We start from the raw sequence: 16,289 nt of genomic DNA, 5'->3' as shown, positions 1-16,289 counted from the left end.
CCCGCACCGCCTCGGCACCGGCCGCGCTGCCTGCCGGCCATCACCTCTTCACCGCACCGGAGGGTTTCTCGGTGGCGCTGCCGGACGGCTGGAAGCGGCTCCTCACCGAGCGGGCCGGGGCGCGCTACCGCATCACGTTCGGCGCGGGCGGAGCCGCCCCCACCCTGGCCGTCACCTACAGCGAGCACGTCGGCCCGGACCCGGTCGCCGTCTGGCGCGACGACGTCGAGCCGTCCCTGCTGCGCCTCCCGGGCTACCAGCGCGTCGGCGCCTTGCGGGCCACCACCTACCAGGGCCGCAAGGCCGCCGACCTGGAGTGGCTGGCGGGGACCGGGGACGCCCGGGTGCACACCTTCGGGCGCGGCTTCCTGATCGGTGGCGGCCGGAGCTTCTCGCTGCGCTTCACCACCCCCGCCTCGGCCTGGGACGACGCCGCGAACCGGCTGGCGCTGAAGACGTGCCTGGCGACGTTCCGCGTGGCCGATATGCCCCGATAGGCTTTCCTGTCCGCGCCCGCTCCCGGGTGCGGTCCGTCGAGTCACCCTTGCAGGAGAGTCATCCGTGACCCTGGTCATCGACCCGTCCGAGACATCCGAGACGCCCGAGACGTCGGAGAGCATCGCGGTGGCCGAGCCGTCCGCCCCGGCCGCGGCACCGCTGTCCGACCTCGTGGCACGCGACGCCCGTGAGTTCGGCGTCTACGCGCGCACCGGAGGCTGGGCCTTCGCCCTGATGGTGGCGCGCAGTGTGCGGCCGGGCGGGGAGGCCGCCGGTGAGACGCCGAAGGTGTCGGCGAAGGAGTTCGCACGGCTGGCCGACTGCTCCCCGGAGCGGGTCATGCGCTACTACAAAGCCTGGGACCGGGCCGCCGACGACGCACTCGTGCCGCACTTCGAGACCCTCGAACCCGGTCAGAACGTCGAACTGCCGGACGCGGACGTGTGGTTGGACTACTACGTCTCCCGCAACAGCGCGACCTCCGAGCGCGGCACCGCGATCGCCGAGGCCGCGGAGGCCGAGGGCATCCGCCCCACCAAGGCGCTGGAGGTCGCCGAGAACCCGACCGCGCTGCGCGCCGCGATCCTCGCCGACCCCTCCACCGCACGTGCGGCCCGCAGCGCCCTGCTGGACCGGCTCCGGGAGGACCCCGAGCTGCAGGCCGAGCTGGCCCGCGACGTCGTCCGCACCGACGACCTGAAGAAGGCCGTCGCGACCGAGAGCCGGGCCGCCGACCGGATCGGCTACGTCCGCCAGATCGCCGAGTCCGGCCAGATCAAGACCCCCGCCGGGCAGACCGTCGACGCCCCCGTCGACCTGCGCGAGGAGGCCGAGCGGCATCTGTCGCTCATCGACGAGCTGGCGGACGACGAGGACACCGGCGGGTGGGCCACCGAGGCCTACGACACGATGAAGTCGCTGGTCGCCGGCGCGGTCGAGGCCGATCCCGAACTACGCGTCCAGGAGCAGCGGACCAGGTTCTACAACAGCCTCCAGAAGGCGACCAAGGCGTTCGAGGAGCTGACCTTCGACGACGCCCAGGACTTCCACGAGGAGGACATGGCCGAGGCGGTCCAGCGTCTGGAGCAACTTCAGCAGGCCATCGGCACGTGCCTGACGGCGCTGCGGGGAGCGCGCGGGGGCCGGCAGCCGCAGGACTGAACGGTTGCCCCGGCCGACGAAGATCATTAGAGTCGGCCGGGTGACTGCCGGGTCGGCCTTGGGCCATACACGAGTGAGGATCCCGGCCTCGGCGTGAGCGCGAGGCGGGCGAGAGGCCCGCCGCCGTCTCCGAGTGTTCCTGCCCCGGCGCCCGTACGGCGCCGTTTCCAGCGCATCCCGACACCCGGAGACACACCCACCGATGCAGACCACCGCACCGCACACGCCCACACCCACGGCCCCAGTCCGCCTTGACCACACCGCCGTGCTCGCCAGGGACCGGCGGCTGTCGGCCGAGTTCCTCGCCGCCGTCCTCGGCCTGGCGGTCGGCGCCCCCTTCGGGCCGTTCCTCCCCGTCGACCTCGGCAACGGGGTCACGCTCGACTACTACGAGCAGCGGGACGAGCCGGTCCAGCCGCAGCACTACGCGTTCCTCGTGCCCGACGAGCAGTTCGACGGCATGATCGCCCGGCTGGACGCGCTCGGCGTCCCGTACTACGCCGATCCGCACCACGGCGAGCCGGGCCGGATCAACCGGCTCTTCGGCGGTCGCGGAGCGTACTTCGCCGACCCGTCGGGCCACAACATGGAGATCATGACCCGGCCCTACGTCCGCCCGTAGCCCCTGCCCGGCCGCCGTCAGCCCCCTGTCCGGTCACCGTCGCCGCCGCGGCCTGCTTCCCGGCGCGGCGGCGCGGCCACGGCGTCCGGGTGGATCGTGTGGCGACGCCGGATCCACAGGGGCAGGGCGTACCAGCACACCAGGTACCAGGCGACGACGCCCGCGACCAGCCAGGTCACCTCGCTGCCGTGCGTGGCCACCCGCAGGATCAGCAGGAGCGCGGACGTCATCGTCGTGAGCAGCAGGAGCAGGCCGACGAAGGTCAGCCAGGAGGCGATCCGTACCGCCCGCGGCTTGACCCGGCGGCCGGAGACGAGGCGGTGCAGCGACACCGGTCCGATGAGGGCGCCGGTCGCGGAGGCGCCCAGGACGACGGTGACGACGTAGATGACCCGGTCGGCGTGGGCGAGGGTGGCGTAGCGCTGCTGGAAGACGACCGTCAGCAGGAAGCCGAAGAGGATCTGCACGCCCGTCTGGGCGACGCGGACCTCCTGGATGAGTTCACCCCACATCCGGTCGGCCCGCTCCTCCTCGGACTCGTCGCGCCCCGTGCGCCGCCCTTCCTCCGCCATGCGGTCCGTGTAACCGTCTCGCCGTTCGTTCAAACGACCGCCGTCCGGGCGGCTGCTACCAGCGTTGCTCGACCTGGTCCTTGATCCGGCGGTCGTACAGCTCGCGGATCGCGGTGCGGGTGTCCTCGGGCAGCGGCGGCAGCTTGGCCGCGGCCGCGTTGTCGCGGGCCTGCTCCGGACTGCGGGCGCCAGGGATGACCGTCGTCACGCCGTCCTGCTCGGCGATCCAGCGCAGGGCCAGCTGGGCCGGGGTGTATCCCTCGGGGGCGAGGGCGGCGAACTCGGCGGCGGCCTCGACACCGGTGGCGTAGTCGACGCCGGAGAAGGTCTCGCCCTGGTCGAAGGCCTCACCGTGCCGGTTGTAGGTGCGGTGGTCGTCGGCCGCGAACACCGTGTCCTTCGTGTACTTGCCGGACAGCAGGCCGGAGGCGAGCGGCACACGCGCGATGATGCCGGCACCGGCCGCGCGGGCGGCGGGGAGCACCTCGGACAGGGGCTTCATGCGGAACGGGTTGAGGATGATCTGCACGCTCGCCACGTGCGGCCGGGCGATCGCGGTCAGCGCCTCGGCGCAGGTCTCCACACTCACCCCGTACGCCGCGATGCGCTCCTCCTCGACGAGCGTGTCCAGGGCGTCGTAGACCGCGTCGGAGGAGTAGACGGGGGTCGGCGGGCAGTGCAGCTGGACCAGGTCGATGCGGTCGACGCCGAGGTTGCGGCGTGAACGGTCGTTCCAGGCACGGAAGTTGTCCAGGACGTAGTTCCCGGGGAGTTGCTCGGCCCGGCGGCCCATCTTGGTGGCGACCAGCACGTGCAGATCGGGACGGCTGCGCAGGAAGGAGGCGATGGTCTCCTCGCTGCGCCCGTCGCCGTACACGTCGGCGGTGTCGAAGAAGGTGACCCCTGCCTCGGCCGCCGCCTCCAGGACGGACAGGGCCTCCTTCTCGTCCACATGGCCCCAGTCGGCGCCCAGCTGCCAGGTGCCGAGACCGATCACCGAGGCCCACTGGCCCGACCTGCCGAATTCGCGTTCGTCCATGGCGTCAGTGTGTCATCCGGCACCGGTCCGCCCGGTACAAGCCGCTCCGGCAGACCTCCCGGGCGCGGGCTGCGCGCTCTTCACCCGCTCGGGTGATGTCGGCGGACGAAAGCGCGGTGGGGGTACAGCGCGCCCCTACCGTGAGCCCGTGATCGAACCCTCCACGAACACTCCGGACAACTCGCCTCCTGCGTACGGGAGTTCATGGCCCGTCAGCCGTCGCGGCCTGCTGCGCGGTGCGGCCGGTGCCGCCGCGTGGGCGGCCGCGCCGGTGCTGCTCGCGGCCGACCCGGCGGCGGCCGCGGCCGAACTTCCCGGGTTTCCGGCCGAGGTGAGGCTCTACCGCTCGGCGTACCGCAACTGGGTGGGCGAGATCACCGCCGACGGACTGTGGGCCTGCGCCCCGGCCGGTCCGGAGCAGGTACTCGCCGTGGCCGACTGGGCCTGGCGCCGCGGCCGGCGGGTCCGGGCACGGGGTTGCTCGCACGGCTGGTCGCCGTTGACGATCACCGAGGAGACGACGGCCCGCACCCCGACCCTGCTGGTCGACACCGCCTCGCGGCTGACCGGCCTGGCCCTGGAGTCCGGTTCGGCGGTCCGGGCCGGCGCGGGTGTGACCATGGAAGCCCTGCTCACCTTCCTGGAGGGCCACGGGCTGGGCCTCACCGCGACGCCCGCGCCCGGTGACCTGACCCTCGGCGGCGCCCTGGCGATCGGCGCGCACGGCACCGCCGTACCGGCCGACGGCGAGCACCCCGCGCCCGGCACGACGTACGGCTCGCTGAGCAATCGTGTGCTGGAGCTGACGGCGGTGGTGTGGGACGCGGACCGCGGGGCGTACGTGCTGCGCACGTTCCGCCGCGACGAGGCGGACTGCGCCGCGCTGCTCGCCCACCTCGGCCGGGCCTTCGTCACCGAGGTGGTGCTGCGGGCCGCACCGGATGCCAACCTGCGCTGTGTCAGCCGTACGGACGTCCCGGCCCGCGAGCTGTTCGCGGCGCCCGGTTCCGGCGGGCGCACCCTGGAGCGTTTCGTGCACCGCTCGGGCCGCGTCGAGGCGATCTGGTTCGCCTTCACCGAGTTCCCGTGGCTGAAGGAGTGGAGCGTCGCACCGGTGCGGCCGCCGGGCTCACGGCATGTCACCTCGCCGTACAACTACCCCTTCTCGGACAGCGTGCCCACGCCCGTGGCCGACCTGGTGGGGCGGCTGGTCGCGGGCGCGGGCTGGTCGCTGGCGCCGGAGGTGGGCAACGCGCAGCTCACGGTGGCCAGGCTCGGACTGGCGGCCACGGACTCGGCCGACCTGTGGGGGCCGTCGAAGAACACCCTGCTGTATGTGCGGCCGACCACGCTGCGGGTCACGGCGAGCGGGTACGCGGTGCTCACCTCGCGGGCGGGCGTGCAGCGGGTGGTGCACGAATTCACCGGCCGCTACCGGGCGTTGCTCGCCGCATACGCCGCACGGGGCCGCTTCCCGGTCAACGGCTCGGTGGAGATCCGGGTGACCGGCCTGGACCAGCCTGCCGAGTCGGGCGTGCCGGGTGCGCGGACCCCGCTGCTGTCGGCGCTGCGGCCGTGCGCGGAGCGTCCCGAGTGGGACACGGCGGTGTGGATGGACGTGCTGACGCTGCCCGGCACGCCGTACGCGGAGGCGTTCCTGCGGGAGGTGGAGCGGTTCCTGTTCGCCACGTACGACGGCGGGTACGCCCTCGCCCGCGCGGAGTGGTCCAAGGGCTGGGCGTACACCGCCGACTCCGCCTGGAGCGACCCGGAAATGCTCGGCACGGCCGTGCCCGGCACCTTCGGCCGGCAGGCGTGGCGACAGGCGGTCGCGACCCTCGACCGCCTGGACCCGCACCGGGTGTTCGGCAACGCCTTCCTGGACCGCCTCCTGCGCTGACCCCGACCCGAGCCGATGACGGCCTGCCCGGTGACGTGGTGGACGCGTTCGTGGCCCGGCCGGCTTTTCCGGCCACGGCCGCGCCGGACGAGGGCTGCCGGCTCAGCCCCGCGGGGTCAACTGGGCCTGGACGAGCGCCCCGTAGCGCTCCGCCACCGCGTCGGCGTCGGTGCCGCGCAGGTGCGGTCCGCGGGCGATGCCGTACATCACGCCCAGCCCGACGAGCGCGGCGACGGCCAGCTCGGCGCGCAGTCCGGTGTCGGGACCGGTGAGCCGGGCGGCGAGGCGTTCGGTGACCTGGGCGCGGAAGTTGGCGCGCAGGATCTCGCCGCGGTCGCCGTGCAGCGGGGCGAAGGCGATGCGCAGCAGCGGGTCGGCGCCGCGGTCACGCTGGCCGGCGAGGACATGCCGGACCATGTGCCGGCCGAGGCCGGGCAGCGGCGCGTCGAGCAGGGCGTCCGCGTCGGTGTCGAAGGACATGACGCGGGCGAACAGGGCGTCCTTGTTGCCGAAGTACTTCAGGACCAACGGCGGGCTGACTCCGGCCCGTTCGGCCACCGCCTTCAGGGTGATGTCGGCGTGGGCCTGCCGGGCCAGGAGATGGCGGGCGGCCTTGAGGATGGCGGCCTTGGTGACCTCGGCGTCACGGCGGCCGGGGGCAGGGGTGTCCGGCCCGGGTGGAGTGCTCACGGTGCTCATGTTCCCGCCGGCACCCCGTCGCGCACGCCACGGGTGGCGCGCCGGGCGCGGCGGCTGCCGTCGGCGGGGCCGCCGTCGCCCGGAATGGTCAGGGCGGCCGCGCAGGCGGCGAGGGCGACGGCGCCCGCCATGGCGAACGCCAGCAGATAGCCGTGCAGGGTGGGGACGAGGACGCCGCCGACAGGGCTGCTGTGGTGGACGAGGACGGCGGCGACGGCGGCGCTGGAGACGGCCTGGCCGATGGTGCGCATGAGGACGTTGACGCCATTGGCGGAGGCGGTCTGGCTCGCCGGGACCGCACGCAGGATCAGGGTGGGCAGCGCCGAGTAGGCGAGGGTGGTACCGGTCGCCACCACCGTGGCGCCCACGATGATCATCCACAGGTCGCGGCTGTCGGCGATGCGCACGGCGTAGCCGCAGGCGATGACGGCGGCGCCCAGGGCGAGGGTGATGCGCGGGCCGCGCGCGGCGGAGATCCGGGCCGACAGCGGCGAGAACAGCAGCATGGTCACTCCGCCGGGCAGCAGGCACAGGCCGGTGGCGACGATGGACAGGCCGAGTCCGTAGTCGGTGGTCTTCGGCGTCTGCACCAGCTGGGCGGTGACGAGGGAGTTGGCGTAGAAGGCGAACCCGGTCAGCAGGGCCGCCACGTGCGACAGCCCCACCCGCGGCCGGCTGACCAGTTCGAGGTCCACCAGCGGTCGTTCGGTGCGCAGTTGCCGCCACCACCACAGGGCGACGATCACGAGGGCGGCGAGGAACAGCCCGAGGATCCGCGCGCTGCCCCAGCCCCAGGTGCCGCCCTGGGAGACGCCCAGCAGCAGGCACACCAGCCCGGCGGCGAGTCCCAGCGCGCCGAGCACGTCGAACCGGCCGGGCTCGCGCACCGGCGACTCCCTGACCGCCCACCAGGTCGCCGCGACACCCAGCGCGCCGAGGGCGCCGGTGAGCCAGAACATCGTGTGCCAGTCGGCGTACTGGACGACCAGCGCGGCGAGCGGCAGGCCGAGCGCGGCGCCGATACCGACCGTGGAGCTCATCAGGGCCACTGCCGAACCCCGGCGCTCCGGCGGGAGTTCGTCGCGCAGGATGCTGATGGACAGCGGGACGACGGAGGCGGCGCCGCCCTGGAGTGCGCGGGCGGCGATGAGCACGCCGATGTCCGAGGTCAGGGCGCACATCACCGAACCGAGGGTCATCAGCACGAGCGCGGCCGTGAGGACCCGCTTCTTTCCGTACATGTCGCCGGCCCGGCCGAGCACCGGGGTGAGGACGGCGCCGGAGAGCAGGGTCGCGGTGACCGTCCAGGACACGGCCGCGGCGGACGCGCCGGTGAGCCGGGGCAGGTCCGGCAGCAGGGGGACGACGACGGTCTGCATGACCGCCATGAGGATGCCGCCCGACGCCAGCACCGGGATGGTGCACCGGTCCCGCGGTGTGCGGGCCGCGGCCGGGTTGCCGGGCGGCTGGAGTATCGGGGCAGGCTGGTCCATCGGCGCTCCCGGGGACGGTGCGGGTACACGGCGAAAGAGAGTGAATTCCTGTTCACCCTAGCGAGTGAATGGTGTTTCACCAACGCCTTTCGCCCCGGCCCGAGTCGTACTCCGGTCAGCCCAGGTTCTGCTCCAGGGCCTTCAGGTAGTTGCGCATGAAGTGGTCGCGGATTCCGTCGGACGCGGGCGCGAAGACGTCCGCACTCGCTCCCGCGATCCGGTCGGTGAGCGCCGAGAACATCGGCATGCTGTCGTGCAGCTTGCCCTTGGAGTCGATGTAGCGCAGCGCCCGGACATGGGTGAAGACGGGCTCTGGCGGCAGCTGGGGCACGATGTCGTTGTTGTTCACGAAGCGGTACGTGCGCCCGCCGAGCCCCTGATGGAACGCCTCGGCGAGGACCGCGTCGCAGGTGCGCGGCTGGCCGAAGGTGTAGATGCCGTCCGCCGCGAGGTTCGGCTCCTCCAGGTACATCCGGGCGCCGGCGAGCATGGCGAGGGCGCCGCCGAGGCTGTGCCCGGTGAAGTACAGGCTCTGCCCGTCGGTGCGCAGGCCCTTGAGGGTGGTCTCGACGTCCGGGTACACCGAGCGGAGGGCCTCGGCGAAGCCGTGGTGGACGTGCCCGCTGCCGCCGGGGCCGGTGACGGGCGGGGTCGAGACGTCGGTGAGCCAGTCCTTGATCTGGGTGGGTTCGGTGCCGCGGAAGGCGATGACGATCATCCGGTCACCGGCCATCGTGTACGCCTGGGTGTCCTGCAGCGGGAACGGCGGGGTGAACCGGGTCCGATGGTGCCGCACCTGACCGAAGCCCCACTTCGCGGCCTGCGCCTCGATGGTGGCCTCGTCCTTGTACGCGAGATCGGACGCACGGGCGAGCCAGTAGGCGTGTTGCACGCTGTAGCCGGTCGAGGTCTGGTCGAAGGTGTCGGACATGGCCATGGGCGGGGCTCCTTGCAGGTGGGGGATACGGGGGGTGCGGTAGGAGGGCCGGCCGGGGCCGGCCGGCGTGCCGAGCCTCAGCGGCCCCTCGCACGGACGTGCAACGCGCGAGCCGCACGTGGGCCGAGCCAGCGCTTGAACCGGCGCAGCACCTCCAGTTGCCCGGCCGCCTTGTCGAGGCCGTAGTAGAGCTGCGGGGGGACGTACGGCAAGAGAGGTGAGTGGCGCTGGCCGAGCAGGGCGAACATCCGGTGCGGGGGCAGGTCGATGTAGCGCGGGAGGTTCTCGTACCAGCGGGCGCTGTAGCGGGCCGCGCTCTGGACGGAGAGCAGCTCGGACAGGCGCCGGCGCTCGTAGGCGGCGAGCGCCTCGGGCAGACCGGGGTGCGTGCGCAGGGCGTCGGCGAGGCACATGGCGTCCTCCAGGGCGAGGGTGGTGCCGGCGCCGATGGAGTAGTGGGTGGTGTGGGCGGCGTCGCCGAGCAGCACCAGGTTGCCGTGGTGCCAGGTGCGGTTGGTGAGGGTGCGGAAGTTCAGCCAGTCGGCGCCGGGGCGGCCGATGAGCCCGTGGCCGTCGAGGACGTCGGCGAAGAGCTTTTCGAGCAGCGTGCGTCCCTCGGCCTCGTCCATCCGGTCCAGGCCGAGGCCGGTGAAGGTCTCCGGGGAGCATTCGACGACGCAGGTGCTGTGCGCGTCGCTGTAGCCGTAGCCGTAGGCCCAGATCCAGCCGTGCGGGGTCTCGGCGAAGGTGAAGGTGAAGGCGTCGAAGACCTTGGTGGTGCCCAGCCAGATGTAGTGGTTGCGGCCCGCGGTGATCTCGGTGCCGAAGGCGTCGGCGTGCCGGGTGCGCAGCGTGCTGTGCACGCCGTCGGCCGCGACGACGAGGTCGGCGTCCGCGGGCGGTTCGGTCAGTTCGCTCTCGTATTCCAGCCGTACGCCGAGCGTGCGGGCCCGCTCGGCGAGCAGGTCGAGCAGCCGGTGGCGGCCGATGCCGAAGCCCTCGTCACTTTGGTGACGGGTCGTCAGATCTCGTACGTGGGCGACGCCGTCGCTCCAGCGGACCGAGGCGTCCTCGACCGCCCGCGCCACGTCGGGGTCGTGGACCTGGAGCCGGTCCAGGAGCCCGCGCCAGTACGTCACGCCCCAGCCGTACGTCGACCCCTCGGGGTTGCGCTCATGGACGGTGATGTCGTGGGACGGGTCCTGCCGCTTCAGCAGGATGGCGAGACACAGGCCCGCGGGCCCGCCTCCGGCACAGGCGACCTTCACAGCCATACCCCTGTCTGTCACTGAACGTGGTCGGACGGGACCGCAGGGTAGCAGTGGGGCCAGGCCTTTCGATCACGTCAGTTTGGCGTGGTGAGCAGCACCACTCGGACAGACGGAACCCGCGAAAGATCACCGGAAAGGCGGTCGGCGCGGCAAGGAATTCCCCGTTCCGGACAAAATCGTCCCCCTGGCACGCCAAGATCAACTTCGTTCAACCCTGTACCACATGTGGCTAATTGTCCGGATCGCAGCCAACCGGTTCCGGGAGATTTCTCCCCGTACCCGCCCCCTCGATAGGCATGCGTCGTCACCACCGGAAACGCCCTCCAGGAGGACCCGCATGCCCGACATCAGCCGTCGCCGCGCGCTCACCGCCGCGGCAGCCCTGGCCGCGACGGCCACCGCCGCGACCCTCGCCGCACCCGCCGCCTCGGCCGCCGGTCACGAGCGCCCCATGCCGATGCCGCAGCACCCCGAGAACTTCGACGAGGTCTACAAGGGCCGCCGAATACAGGGCCGGCCGATGAGCGGCGGTGGTCACCACGCCGAACACGGCGGCGGATTCGAGGTGTTGATCGACGGCGTCGAGCTGCACGTGATGCGGAACGCCGACGGCACCTGGATCAGCGTCGTCAGCCACTACGACCCGATGGCCACCCCGCACGCCGCCGCCCGCGCCGCGGTGGACGAGCTCCAGGGCGCACCGCTACTGCCCTTCCCCGCCAACTGACCCGCCCCCACAAGGACTTCCGGAGCATCGCGCACCATGACCGTACGCAAGAACCAGGCCACCCTGACCGCCGACGAGAAGAAGCGGTTCGTCGACGCCGTCCTCGCGCTCAAGCGCAGCGGGCGTTACGACGCATTCGTGCGCACGCACAACGAGTTCATCATGTCGGACACCGACACCGGCGAGCGGACCGGCCATCGCTCCCCGTCCTTCCTGCCCTGGCACCGCAGATTCCTGCTCGACTTCGAGCGGGCGCTCCAGTCGGTGGACTCCTCGGTCGCCCTGCCGTACTGGGACTGGAGCGCCGACCGCACCCCGCGCGCCTCGCTGTGGGCGCCGGACTTCCTCGGCGGCACCGGGCGCAGCTCGGACGGCCGGGTGATGGACGGCCCGTTCGCCGCGGCGGCCGGCAACTGGCCGCTGACCGTACGGGTCGACGGCCGTACGTTCCTGCGCCGCTCACTCGGCACGGGCGTGCGCGAGCTGCCGACCCGCGCGGAGGTGGAGTCGGTACTGTCCATATCGACCTACGACATGGCGCCGTACAACAGCGCCTCGGACGGCTTCCGGAACAACCTGGAGGGGTGGCGCGGGGTCAATCTGCACAACCGGGTCCACGTCTGGGTCGGCGGGCAGATGGCCACCGGCGTCTCCCCCAACGACCCGGTGTTCTGGCTGCACCACGCCTACGTCGACAAGCTGTGGGCGCAGTGGCAGAGCCGGCACCCGGGCGCGGGCTACGCGCCGACCGGCGGGACACCGGACGTCGTCGACCTGAACGAGACGATGAAGCCGTGGAACGACGTGCGCCCGGCGGACCTGCTGGACCACACGAAGTTCTACACCTTCGACAGCTGACGGCCGGGTCCGGCCGACGGCGGCCGGTCAGGCCTCGGCGGTGCGGCACTCCGGGTGTCCCCAGCCCTGCGCGTTCTTGGCGATGGACTCGCCGGCGGCGTAGGAGCGGCCGCACAGGCAGCGGCCGGGGAACTTCGCCTTGATCGTGCGCGAGGACGCGCCGGTGGCCGTCCCGCCGCCGGTGCGGCGGGGCGCCTTCCTGCGCGGGGCCGCGGCCTTCGGGGTGTCCGGCGAGGCCGGCGGCGCCGGGGAGCCGAGCGCACTCCCCGCCTCCTCCTGCACGGAGGCCGCCTGGCTGGCGGCGCGGTCGGCGAAGTCGTTCAGCGGGTCGCCGTCGACCTGGTGGGCGGGGACGTAGCGGAACTCCACGGAGCGTCCGTCGAGCAGCTCGTCGATGCGCACGACCAGGTCCTGGTTGGCGACGGGCTTGCCGGCGGCGGTCTTCCAGCCGTTGCGCTTCCAGCCGGGCAGCCAGGTCGTGACGGCCTTCATCGCGTACTGGGAGTCCATGCGGATCTCCAGCGGCACGTCCGGCGCGACCGCCGCGAGCAGCCGCTCCAGAGCGGTGAGTTCGGCGACGTTGTTGGTGGCCCGGCCGAGCGGGCCGGCCTCCCAGCGGGCGGGGGTCCGCTCGTCGTCGGAGACCACCCACGCCCATCCGGCCGGTCCGGGGTTTCCCTTCGAAGCCCCGTCGCACGCGGCCACCACACGTTCACGCATACGCACGATCATGCCACGGGCGCGCGGGCCACCGCTCCGGCACCCTCGGCCTCACACCTCCTTCACCGACGGCATCTGCCCCTCGGTGGTCGTCACGTCGATCACCGAGAAGTTCGCGCCCTGCGGATCGCTCAGCGCCGCGAACCGGCCGAAGGGGCTGCTCATCGGCCCGAAGCGGAGGACGGCGCCGAGCTTGACGGCACGCTCGACCGCCCGGTCGCAGTCGTCCACGGTGAAGTAGACGTTGATGTACGACGGCACCTCGGGCGGGAAGTCGTCGGTCATCTTCATCCGCCCGAGGACGGGGTCGCCGCCCACGTCGAACATGCGGTAGTCGACGGCGTGGTCCTCCATCTGCTTCATCCGGTAGGGAAAGACGGCGGAGAGGAAGGTGTCGGCCTTCTCCGGTTCCCGTGTGAAGACCTCGGCCCAGCAGTACGCGCCCGGGGTGCCGGTCGTCTCGAAGCCCTCGTGGCTGCCGGCCTGCCAGACGCCGAACACGGCCCCGCTGGGCTCCCGGGCCAGGCACATCGTGCCGAAGTCACCGACCTGCATCGGCTCCATCAGCACCTCCCCGCCGTGGTCCCGGACCTTCTGCGCGGTGGCGGCGGCGTCCGGCACGGCGAAGTACAGGCACCACTGCGACTGCCCCTCCTGTCCGGGCATGGGCGGGACGACGGCGGCCACCGCCTTGCCGTCCACAGCGGCCTGTGTGTAGTTGCCGTACTCCGACGACGACTCGCCGAAGGTCCAGCCGAGGACGTCACCGTAGAAGCGCTTGGCTCCCTCGACGTCACTGAACATCGCGTCGGCCCAACAGGGCGTTCCCTCGGGTTGCACGGCCATACTGAGACCCTCCTGGTGCGGTATGTCTGGATAGTCACGCTTGCCACCCCGCTGCTCACGCTAGCCATGCCACCCTCGGCGCGCTCGCCGAGGGACCGGGTCCGAATCGGGACGTCGAGCGATTACAGACAGTGATGACTTGAGCACTTCAGATCATCCTTGAGGGTGAACAGCGCGCGGGAAACCCGGCCGCGGAGATGAGCGGAAGCGTGCATTCAGCCGCGCGCCGCAGGTTTGACACAAGCGGCAGGTTTGCACAACCCGCGCGCGCAGCCGCCCCCTTTCACGCCTTACCCGGTGATCATCCGGCCTGTTTGGCTGGGCGTGCGCAGCGCCACTGGCACACCACTGCCCCATCTCGTCACCCCCGTTCCGCCCTGCCTGGAGGGAAAGTGTCCACACCGGACAGCGCCACCGGTTCCGTCGTCGAAGAACCCGCCCCCGCACCGGACGGGCAGCTCAGCAGTCTGAGCACCCGGGCGGCGCGCCAGCTCACCACGACCACCAAGTCCGAACCGCAGATGCAGGCCATCACCTCCCGATGGCTGCTGAAGACGCTGCCGTGGGTGGACGTGAAGGGTGGCGCCTACCGGGTCAACCGCCGTCTCCAGCTGCGCACCGGGCGCGGCCGGGTGCACTTCGAGCACAACGGCGCCGACGACATCCGGGTCGTCCCGGAGACCCTGACCGAACTGCCGGTCCTGCGCGGCTATCCCGACGGCGAGGTGCTGCGGGAGCTCGCGGGCCGCTTCCGGCCCCGCGAGGTGCGCGCCGGACAGGTGCTGTTCGAGGCCGGCCAGCCGGTGACCGAGGCGTACCTGGTCGTGCACGGCCGGTTCACCCGCTACACCAACGGCAAGTACGGCGCCGAGGAGATCACCGGGGTCGTCTCCGCCGGCGACCAGATGGGCGACGAGGCGGTCGGCCAGTCCGACCCGCTGTGGCTGTCCTCGGTGCGCGCCGACACCGCGGGCGTGGTGCTCTCGCTGCCCTGGACCGCCGTCGAGGAGGTCACCCAGCGGGTACCGTCCCTCGCCGCGCATCTGCAGGCGTACGTCGAGCAGCAGCGCCTGCCCATGAACCGCAAGGGCGAGGCCGAGGTGCCGGTGCAGGCCGGCCACACCGGCGAGCCGACCCTGCGGGGCGGCTTCGTGGACTACGAACTCGCCCCGCGCGAATACGAGTTGTCGCTCACCCAGACCGTGCTGCGGGTGCACACCCGCATCGCCGACCTCTACAACGACCCGATGGACCAGACCCAGCAGCAGCTGCGCCTGACGGTCGAGGAGATCCGCGAGCGCCAGGAGTGGGAGCTGGTCAACAACCGGGAGTTCGGGCTCCTGCACAACGTCGACTACGGCCAGCGGATCAGCACCTTCACCGGCCCGCCGACGCCGGACGACATGGACGAGCTGCTGTCCATGCGGCGCAAGACCAAGGTGTTCCTCGCGCACCCGAAGGCGATCGCGGCGTTCTTCCGGCAGTGCAACCGGCGCGGTCTGGTGCCCGGCACCGCGAGCGTCGACGGGCACGAGGTGCCGGCCTGGCGCGGGGTGCCGATCTACCCGTGCAGCAAGATCCCGATCCGTGACGACCACACGACCAGCATCCTCGCGCTGCGCACCGGCGAGGCCGACCAGGGCGTCGTCGGCCTCTACCAGACCGGTATCCCGGACGAGTTCCAGCCCGGCCTGAACGTCCGCTTCATGGGCATCAACGAACAGGCCGTCATCAACTACCTGGTCACCGCCTACTACTCGATGGCCATCCTCGTCCCCGACGCGGCAGGGATCCTGGAGAACGTCCAGCTCGGCCGGACCGCCGACTGACGGCCTGGAGCGCGCCATGAGCACACCCACCACCGCCTACACACTGCCCGGGCCGCCGAACCTCGCCCAGGCACTGCGCCCGGTGCGGCGCACCGGCGTGATCCCCGGCCTGCGCTGCCGGCCGGCCGTGCCCGCCGACCCCGAGAAGGCCGCCGAGATCGACCGCCGGCTGGAGGAATGGGCCCGGGAGCTGGACCTGTTCCCGGAGTCCTGGACGGGTGACTTCTCCGGCTTCCAGTTCGGCCGGGCCGTCGTCCTGCAGCACCCGGGCGGCCTCGACCTGGACCGGCTCACCGCGGCCGGCAAGCTGCTGCTCGCCGAGAACATCGTGGACTCCTGCTACTGCGAGGAGGACGAGGGGCGGGGCGGATCACGCAGCGGCCTCGGCGGCCCGCTGATCATCGCCCAGTCGGCGCTCGATCCGTACCACGGCATCCCGGAGCTGGAGACCGAGTGGCGCGAGGGCATCGAGGCCGACGGCCCGCTGCGCTCGTACCACCACGCCCTCGCGGACTACGCCACCTTCGCCACACCCAGCCAGACCGACCGGTTCGTCCACGACATCGCCCGGCTGCACCTGGGCTATCTCGGCGAGGCCGCCTGGATGGAGTCCCGGTACATGCCGCGGATCTGGGAGTACCTGGTGATGCGGCAGTTCAACAACTTCCGCCCCTGTCTGTCACTGGTCGACGCGGTGGACGGCTACGAACTGCCCGAGCAGGTCTACGCCCGCCCGGAGATCCAGCGGATCACCGCCCTCGCGTGCAACGCCACGACGATCGTGAACGACCTGTACTCCTTCACCAAGGAGCTGGCGAGCGATCCGGACCACCTCAATCTGCCGCAGGTGGTCGCGGCCAACGACCGGCGCGGGCTGAAGGCGGCCTATCTGAAGTCCGTCGAGATCCACAACCAGGTCATGGAGGCCTTCGAGGAGGAGTCGGCCGCGCTGTCGGCCACCTCGCCCGTGATCGCGCGCTACGCCGAGGGCCTGGCCGCCTGGGTCTCCGGCAACCACGAGTGGCACGCCACCAACACCCACCGCTACCACCTGCCCGACTACTGGTGATCCACGCGTTCACCGGCCGTAGTCCGGCTGCACCACAACGCTGTCATA

The 16,289-nt window shown here is 71.9% G+C and carries 15 protein-coding genes and 1 pseudogene; 8 read left to right on the top strand and 8 right to left on the bottom strand.

Annotated features, from left to right (window positions below; genetic code table 11):
* From BIV25_RS33605 to BIV25_RS33595, 3 genes and pseudogenes are all read left to right on the top strand, one after another.
* Positions 1–497, top strand: a pseudogene (locus BIV25_RS33605) (serine/threonine protein kinase); the annotation flags it as partial.
* A gap of 64 nt (positions 498–561) precedes the next feature.
* Positions 562–1,659 (top strand): hypothetical protein, encoded by a 1,098-nt coding sequence (locus BIV25_RS33600; protein ID WP_371273095.1) that lies wholly within the window; start codon positions 562–564, stop codon positions 1,657–1,659.
* A gap of 202 nt (positions 1,660–1,861) precedes the next feature.
* A complete protein-coding gene (locus tag BIV25_RS33595) occupies positions 1,862–2,281 on the top strand; it encodes a VOC family protein (RefSeq protein ID WP_071376270.1) in 420 nt (139 codons plus the stop codon).
* A 17-nt stretch (positions 2,282–2,298) separates the two neighbouring features.
* On the opposite strand, the gene BIV25_RS33590 is transcribed toward BIV25_RS33595, so the two are convergent.
* Entirely contained in the window at positions 2,299–2,853 is a 555-nt protein-coding gene (locus tag BIV25_RS33590) for a DUF6328 family protein (RefSeq protein ID WP_079177041.1), read from the bottom strand.
* A gap of 55 nt (positions 2,854–2,908) precedes the next feature.
* On the bottom strand, positions 2,909–3,892 hold the full coding sequence (locus tag BIV25_RS33585; protein WP_071376269.1) for an aldo/keto reductase: 984 nt from the start codon (positions 3,890–3,892) through the stop codon (positions 2,909–2,911).
* A 148-nt stretch (positions 3,893–4,040) separates the two neighbouring features.
* On the opposite strand from BIV25_RS33585, the gene BIV25_RS33580 reads away from it, so the two are divergent.
* Complete coding sequence (locus BIV25_RS33580) at positions 4,041–5,792, top strand: cholesterol oxidase substrate-binding domain-containing protein (protein ID WP_371273094.1); 1,752 nt, start codon at positions 4,041–4,043, stop codon at positions 5,790–5,792.
* Between the two features lie 102 nt (positions 5,793–5,894).
* Here BIV25_RS33580 and BIV25_RS33575 read toward each other — a convergent pair whose 3' ends face one another.
* From BIV25_RS33575 to BIV25_RS33560, 4 genes are all read right to left on the bottom strand, one after another.
* Positions 5,895–6,491 (bottom strand): TetR family transcriptional regulator, encoded by a 597-nt coding sequence (locus BIV25_RS33575; RefSeq protein ID WP_071376268.1) that lies wholly within the window; start codon positions 6,489–6,491, stop codon positions 5,895–5,897.
* A complete protein-coding gene (locus BIV25_RS33570; protein WP_071376267.1) occupies positions 6,488–7,984 on the bottom strand; it encodes an MFS transporter in 1,497 nt (498 codons plus the stop codon). The genes BIV25_RS33575 and BIV25_RS33570 overlap by 4 nt, the downstream gene beginning before the upstream one ends.
* 115 nt (positions 7,985–8,099) lie before the next feature.
* Positions 8,100–8,921 (bottom strand): lipase family protein, encoded by an 822-nt coding sequence (locus BIV25_RS33565; protein WP_177235502.1) that lies wholly within the window; start codon positions 8,919–8,921, stop codon positions 8,100–8,102.
* Positions 8,922–8,998: 77 nt separating this feature from the next.
* Positions 8,999–10,195, bottom strand: coding sequence for an FAD-dependent monooxygenase (locus tag BIV25_RS33560; RefSeq protein ID WP_071376266.1), 1,197 nt, complete (start codon positions 10,193–10,195; stop codon positions 8,999–9,001).
* A gap of 334 nt (positions 10,196–10,529) precedes the next feature.
* Here BIV25_RS33560 and BIV25_RS33555 point away from each other — a divergent pair, with 334 nt between their 5' ends.
* Positions 10,530–10,919, top strand: coding sequence for a tyrosinase cofactor (locus BIV25_RS33555; RefSeq protein ID WP_071376265.1), 390 nt, complete (start codon positions 10,530–10,532; stop codon positions 10,917–10,919).
* A 36-nt stretch (positions 10,920–10,955) separates the two neighbouring features.
* Positions 10,956–11,777, top strand: coding sequence for a tyrosinase family protein (locus BIV25_RS33550; RefSeq protein ID WP_071376264.1), 822 nt, complete (start codon positions 10,956–10,958; stop codon positions 11,775–11,777).
* A 27-nt stretch (positions 11,778–11,804) separates the two neighbouring features.
* Here BIV25_RS33550 and BIV25_RS33545 read toward each other — a convergent pair whose 3' ends face one another.
* On the bottom strand, positions 11,805–12,509 hold the full coding sequence (locus BIV25_RS33545) for a ribonuclease H (RefSeq protein ID WP_071376263.1): 705 nt from the start codon (positions 12,507–12,509) through the stop codon (positions 11,805–11,807).
* A gap of 39 nt (positions 12,510–12,548) precedes the next feature.
* Positions 12,549–13,343 carry a VOC family protein gene (locus tag BIV25_RS33540; RefSeq protein ID WP_071376262.1) on the bottom strand — a complete coding sequence of 265 codons (795 nt, stop codon included), beginning with the start codon at positions 13,341–13,343 and terminating at the stop codon, positions 12,549–12,551.
* Between the two features lie 392 nt (positions 13,344–13,735).
* On the opposite strand from BIV25_RS33540, the gene BIV25_RS33535 reads away from it, so the two are divergent.
* Both BIV25_RS33535 and BIV25_RS33530 read left to right on the top strand, forming a co-directional pair.
* Positions 13,736–15,172, top strand: a complete 1,437-nt coding sequence (locus BIV25_RS33535) for a family 2B encapsulin nanocompartment shell protein (RefSeq protein WP_071376261.1) — start codon at positions 13,736–13,738, stop codon at positions 15,170–15,172.
* A gap of 16 nt (positions 15,173–15,188) precedes the next feature.
* Complete coding sequence (locus tag BIV25_RS33530) at positions 15,189–16,241, top strand: family 2 encapsulin nanocompartment cargo protein terpene cyclase (protein WP_071376260.1); 1,053 nt, start codon at positions 15,189–15,191, stop codon at positions 16,239–16,241.
* Positions 16,242–16,289 lie beyond the last annotated feature (48 nt).

The organism is Streptomyces sp. MUSC 14 (assembly GCF_001866675.1).
Classification (GTDB): Bacteria; Actinomycetota; Actinomycetes; order Streptomycetales; family Streptomycetaceae; genus Streptomyces.
Note: the sequence above shows the minus strand (reverse complement) of the source record. Positions and strands in the feature narration are given on the sequence as shown.

What these genes read in the sequence shown, in the direction of transcription:
- BIV25_RS33530 (WP_071376260.1), top strand. Translation starts at nt 15,189, where the DNA reads ATGAGCACACCCACCACCGCCTACACACTGCCCGGGCCGCCGAACCTC.
- BIV25_RS33540 (WP_071376262.1), bottom strand. Translation starts at nt 13,343, where the DNA reads ATGGCCGTGCAACCCGAGGGAACGCCCTGTTGGGCCGACGCGATGTTC.
- BIV25_RS33595 (WP_071376270.1), top strand. Translation starts at nt 1,862, where the DNA reads ATGCAGACCACCGCACCGCACACGCCCACACCCACGGCCCCAGTCCGC.
- BIV25_RS33560 (WP_071376266.1), bottom strand. Translation starts at nt 10,195, where the DNA reads ATGGCTGTGAAGGTCGCCTGTGCCGGAGGCGGGCCCGCGGGCCTGTGT.
- BIV25_RS33585 (WP_071376269.1), bottom strand. Translation starts at nt 3,892, where the DNA reads ATGGACGAACGCGAATTCGGCAGGTCGGGCCAGTGGGCCTCGGTGATC.
- BIV25_RS33590 (WP_079177041.1), bottom strand. Translation starts at nt 2,853, where the DNA reads ATGGCGGAGGAAGGGCGGCGCACGGGGCGCGACGAGTCCGAGGAGGAG.
- BIV25_RS33575 (WP_071376268.1), bottom strand. Translation starts at nt 6,491, where the DNA reads ATGAGCACCGTGAGCACTCCACCCGGGCCGGACACCCCTGCCCCCGGC.
- BIV25_RS33545 (WP_071376263.1), bottom strand. Translation starts at nt 12,509, where the DNA reads ATGATCGTGCGTATGCGTGAACGTGTGGTGGCCGCGTGCGACGGGGCT.
- BIV25_RS33555 (WP_071376265.1), top strand. Translation starts at nt 10,530, where the DNA reads ATGCCCGACATCAGCCGTCGCCGCGCGCTCACCGCCGCGGCAGCCCTG.
- BIV25_RS33565 (WP_177235502.1), bottom strand. Translation starts at nt 8,921, where the DNA reads ATGGCCATGTCCGACACCTTCGACCAGACCTCGACCGGCTACAGCGTG.
- BIV25_RS33550 (WP_071376264.1), top strand. Translation starts at nt 10,956, where the DNA reads ATGACCGTACGCAAGAACCAGGCCACCCTGACCGCCGACGAGAAGAAG.
- BIV25_RS33570 (WP_071376267.1), bottom strand. Translation starts at nt 7,984, where the DNA reads ATGGACCAGCCTGCCCCGATACTCCAGCCGCCCGGCAACCCGGCCGCG.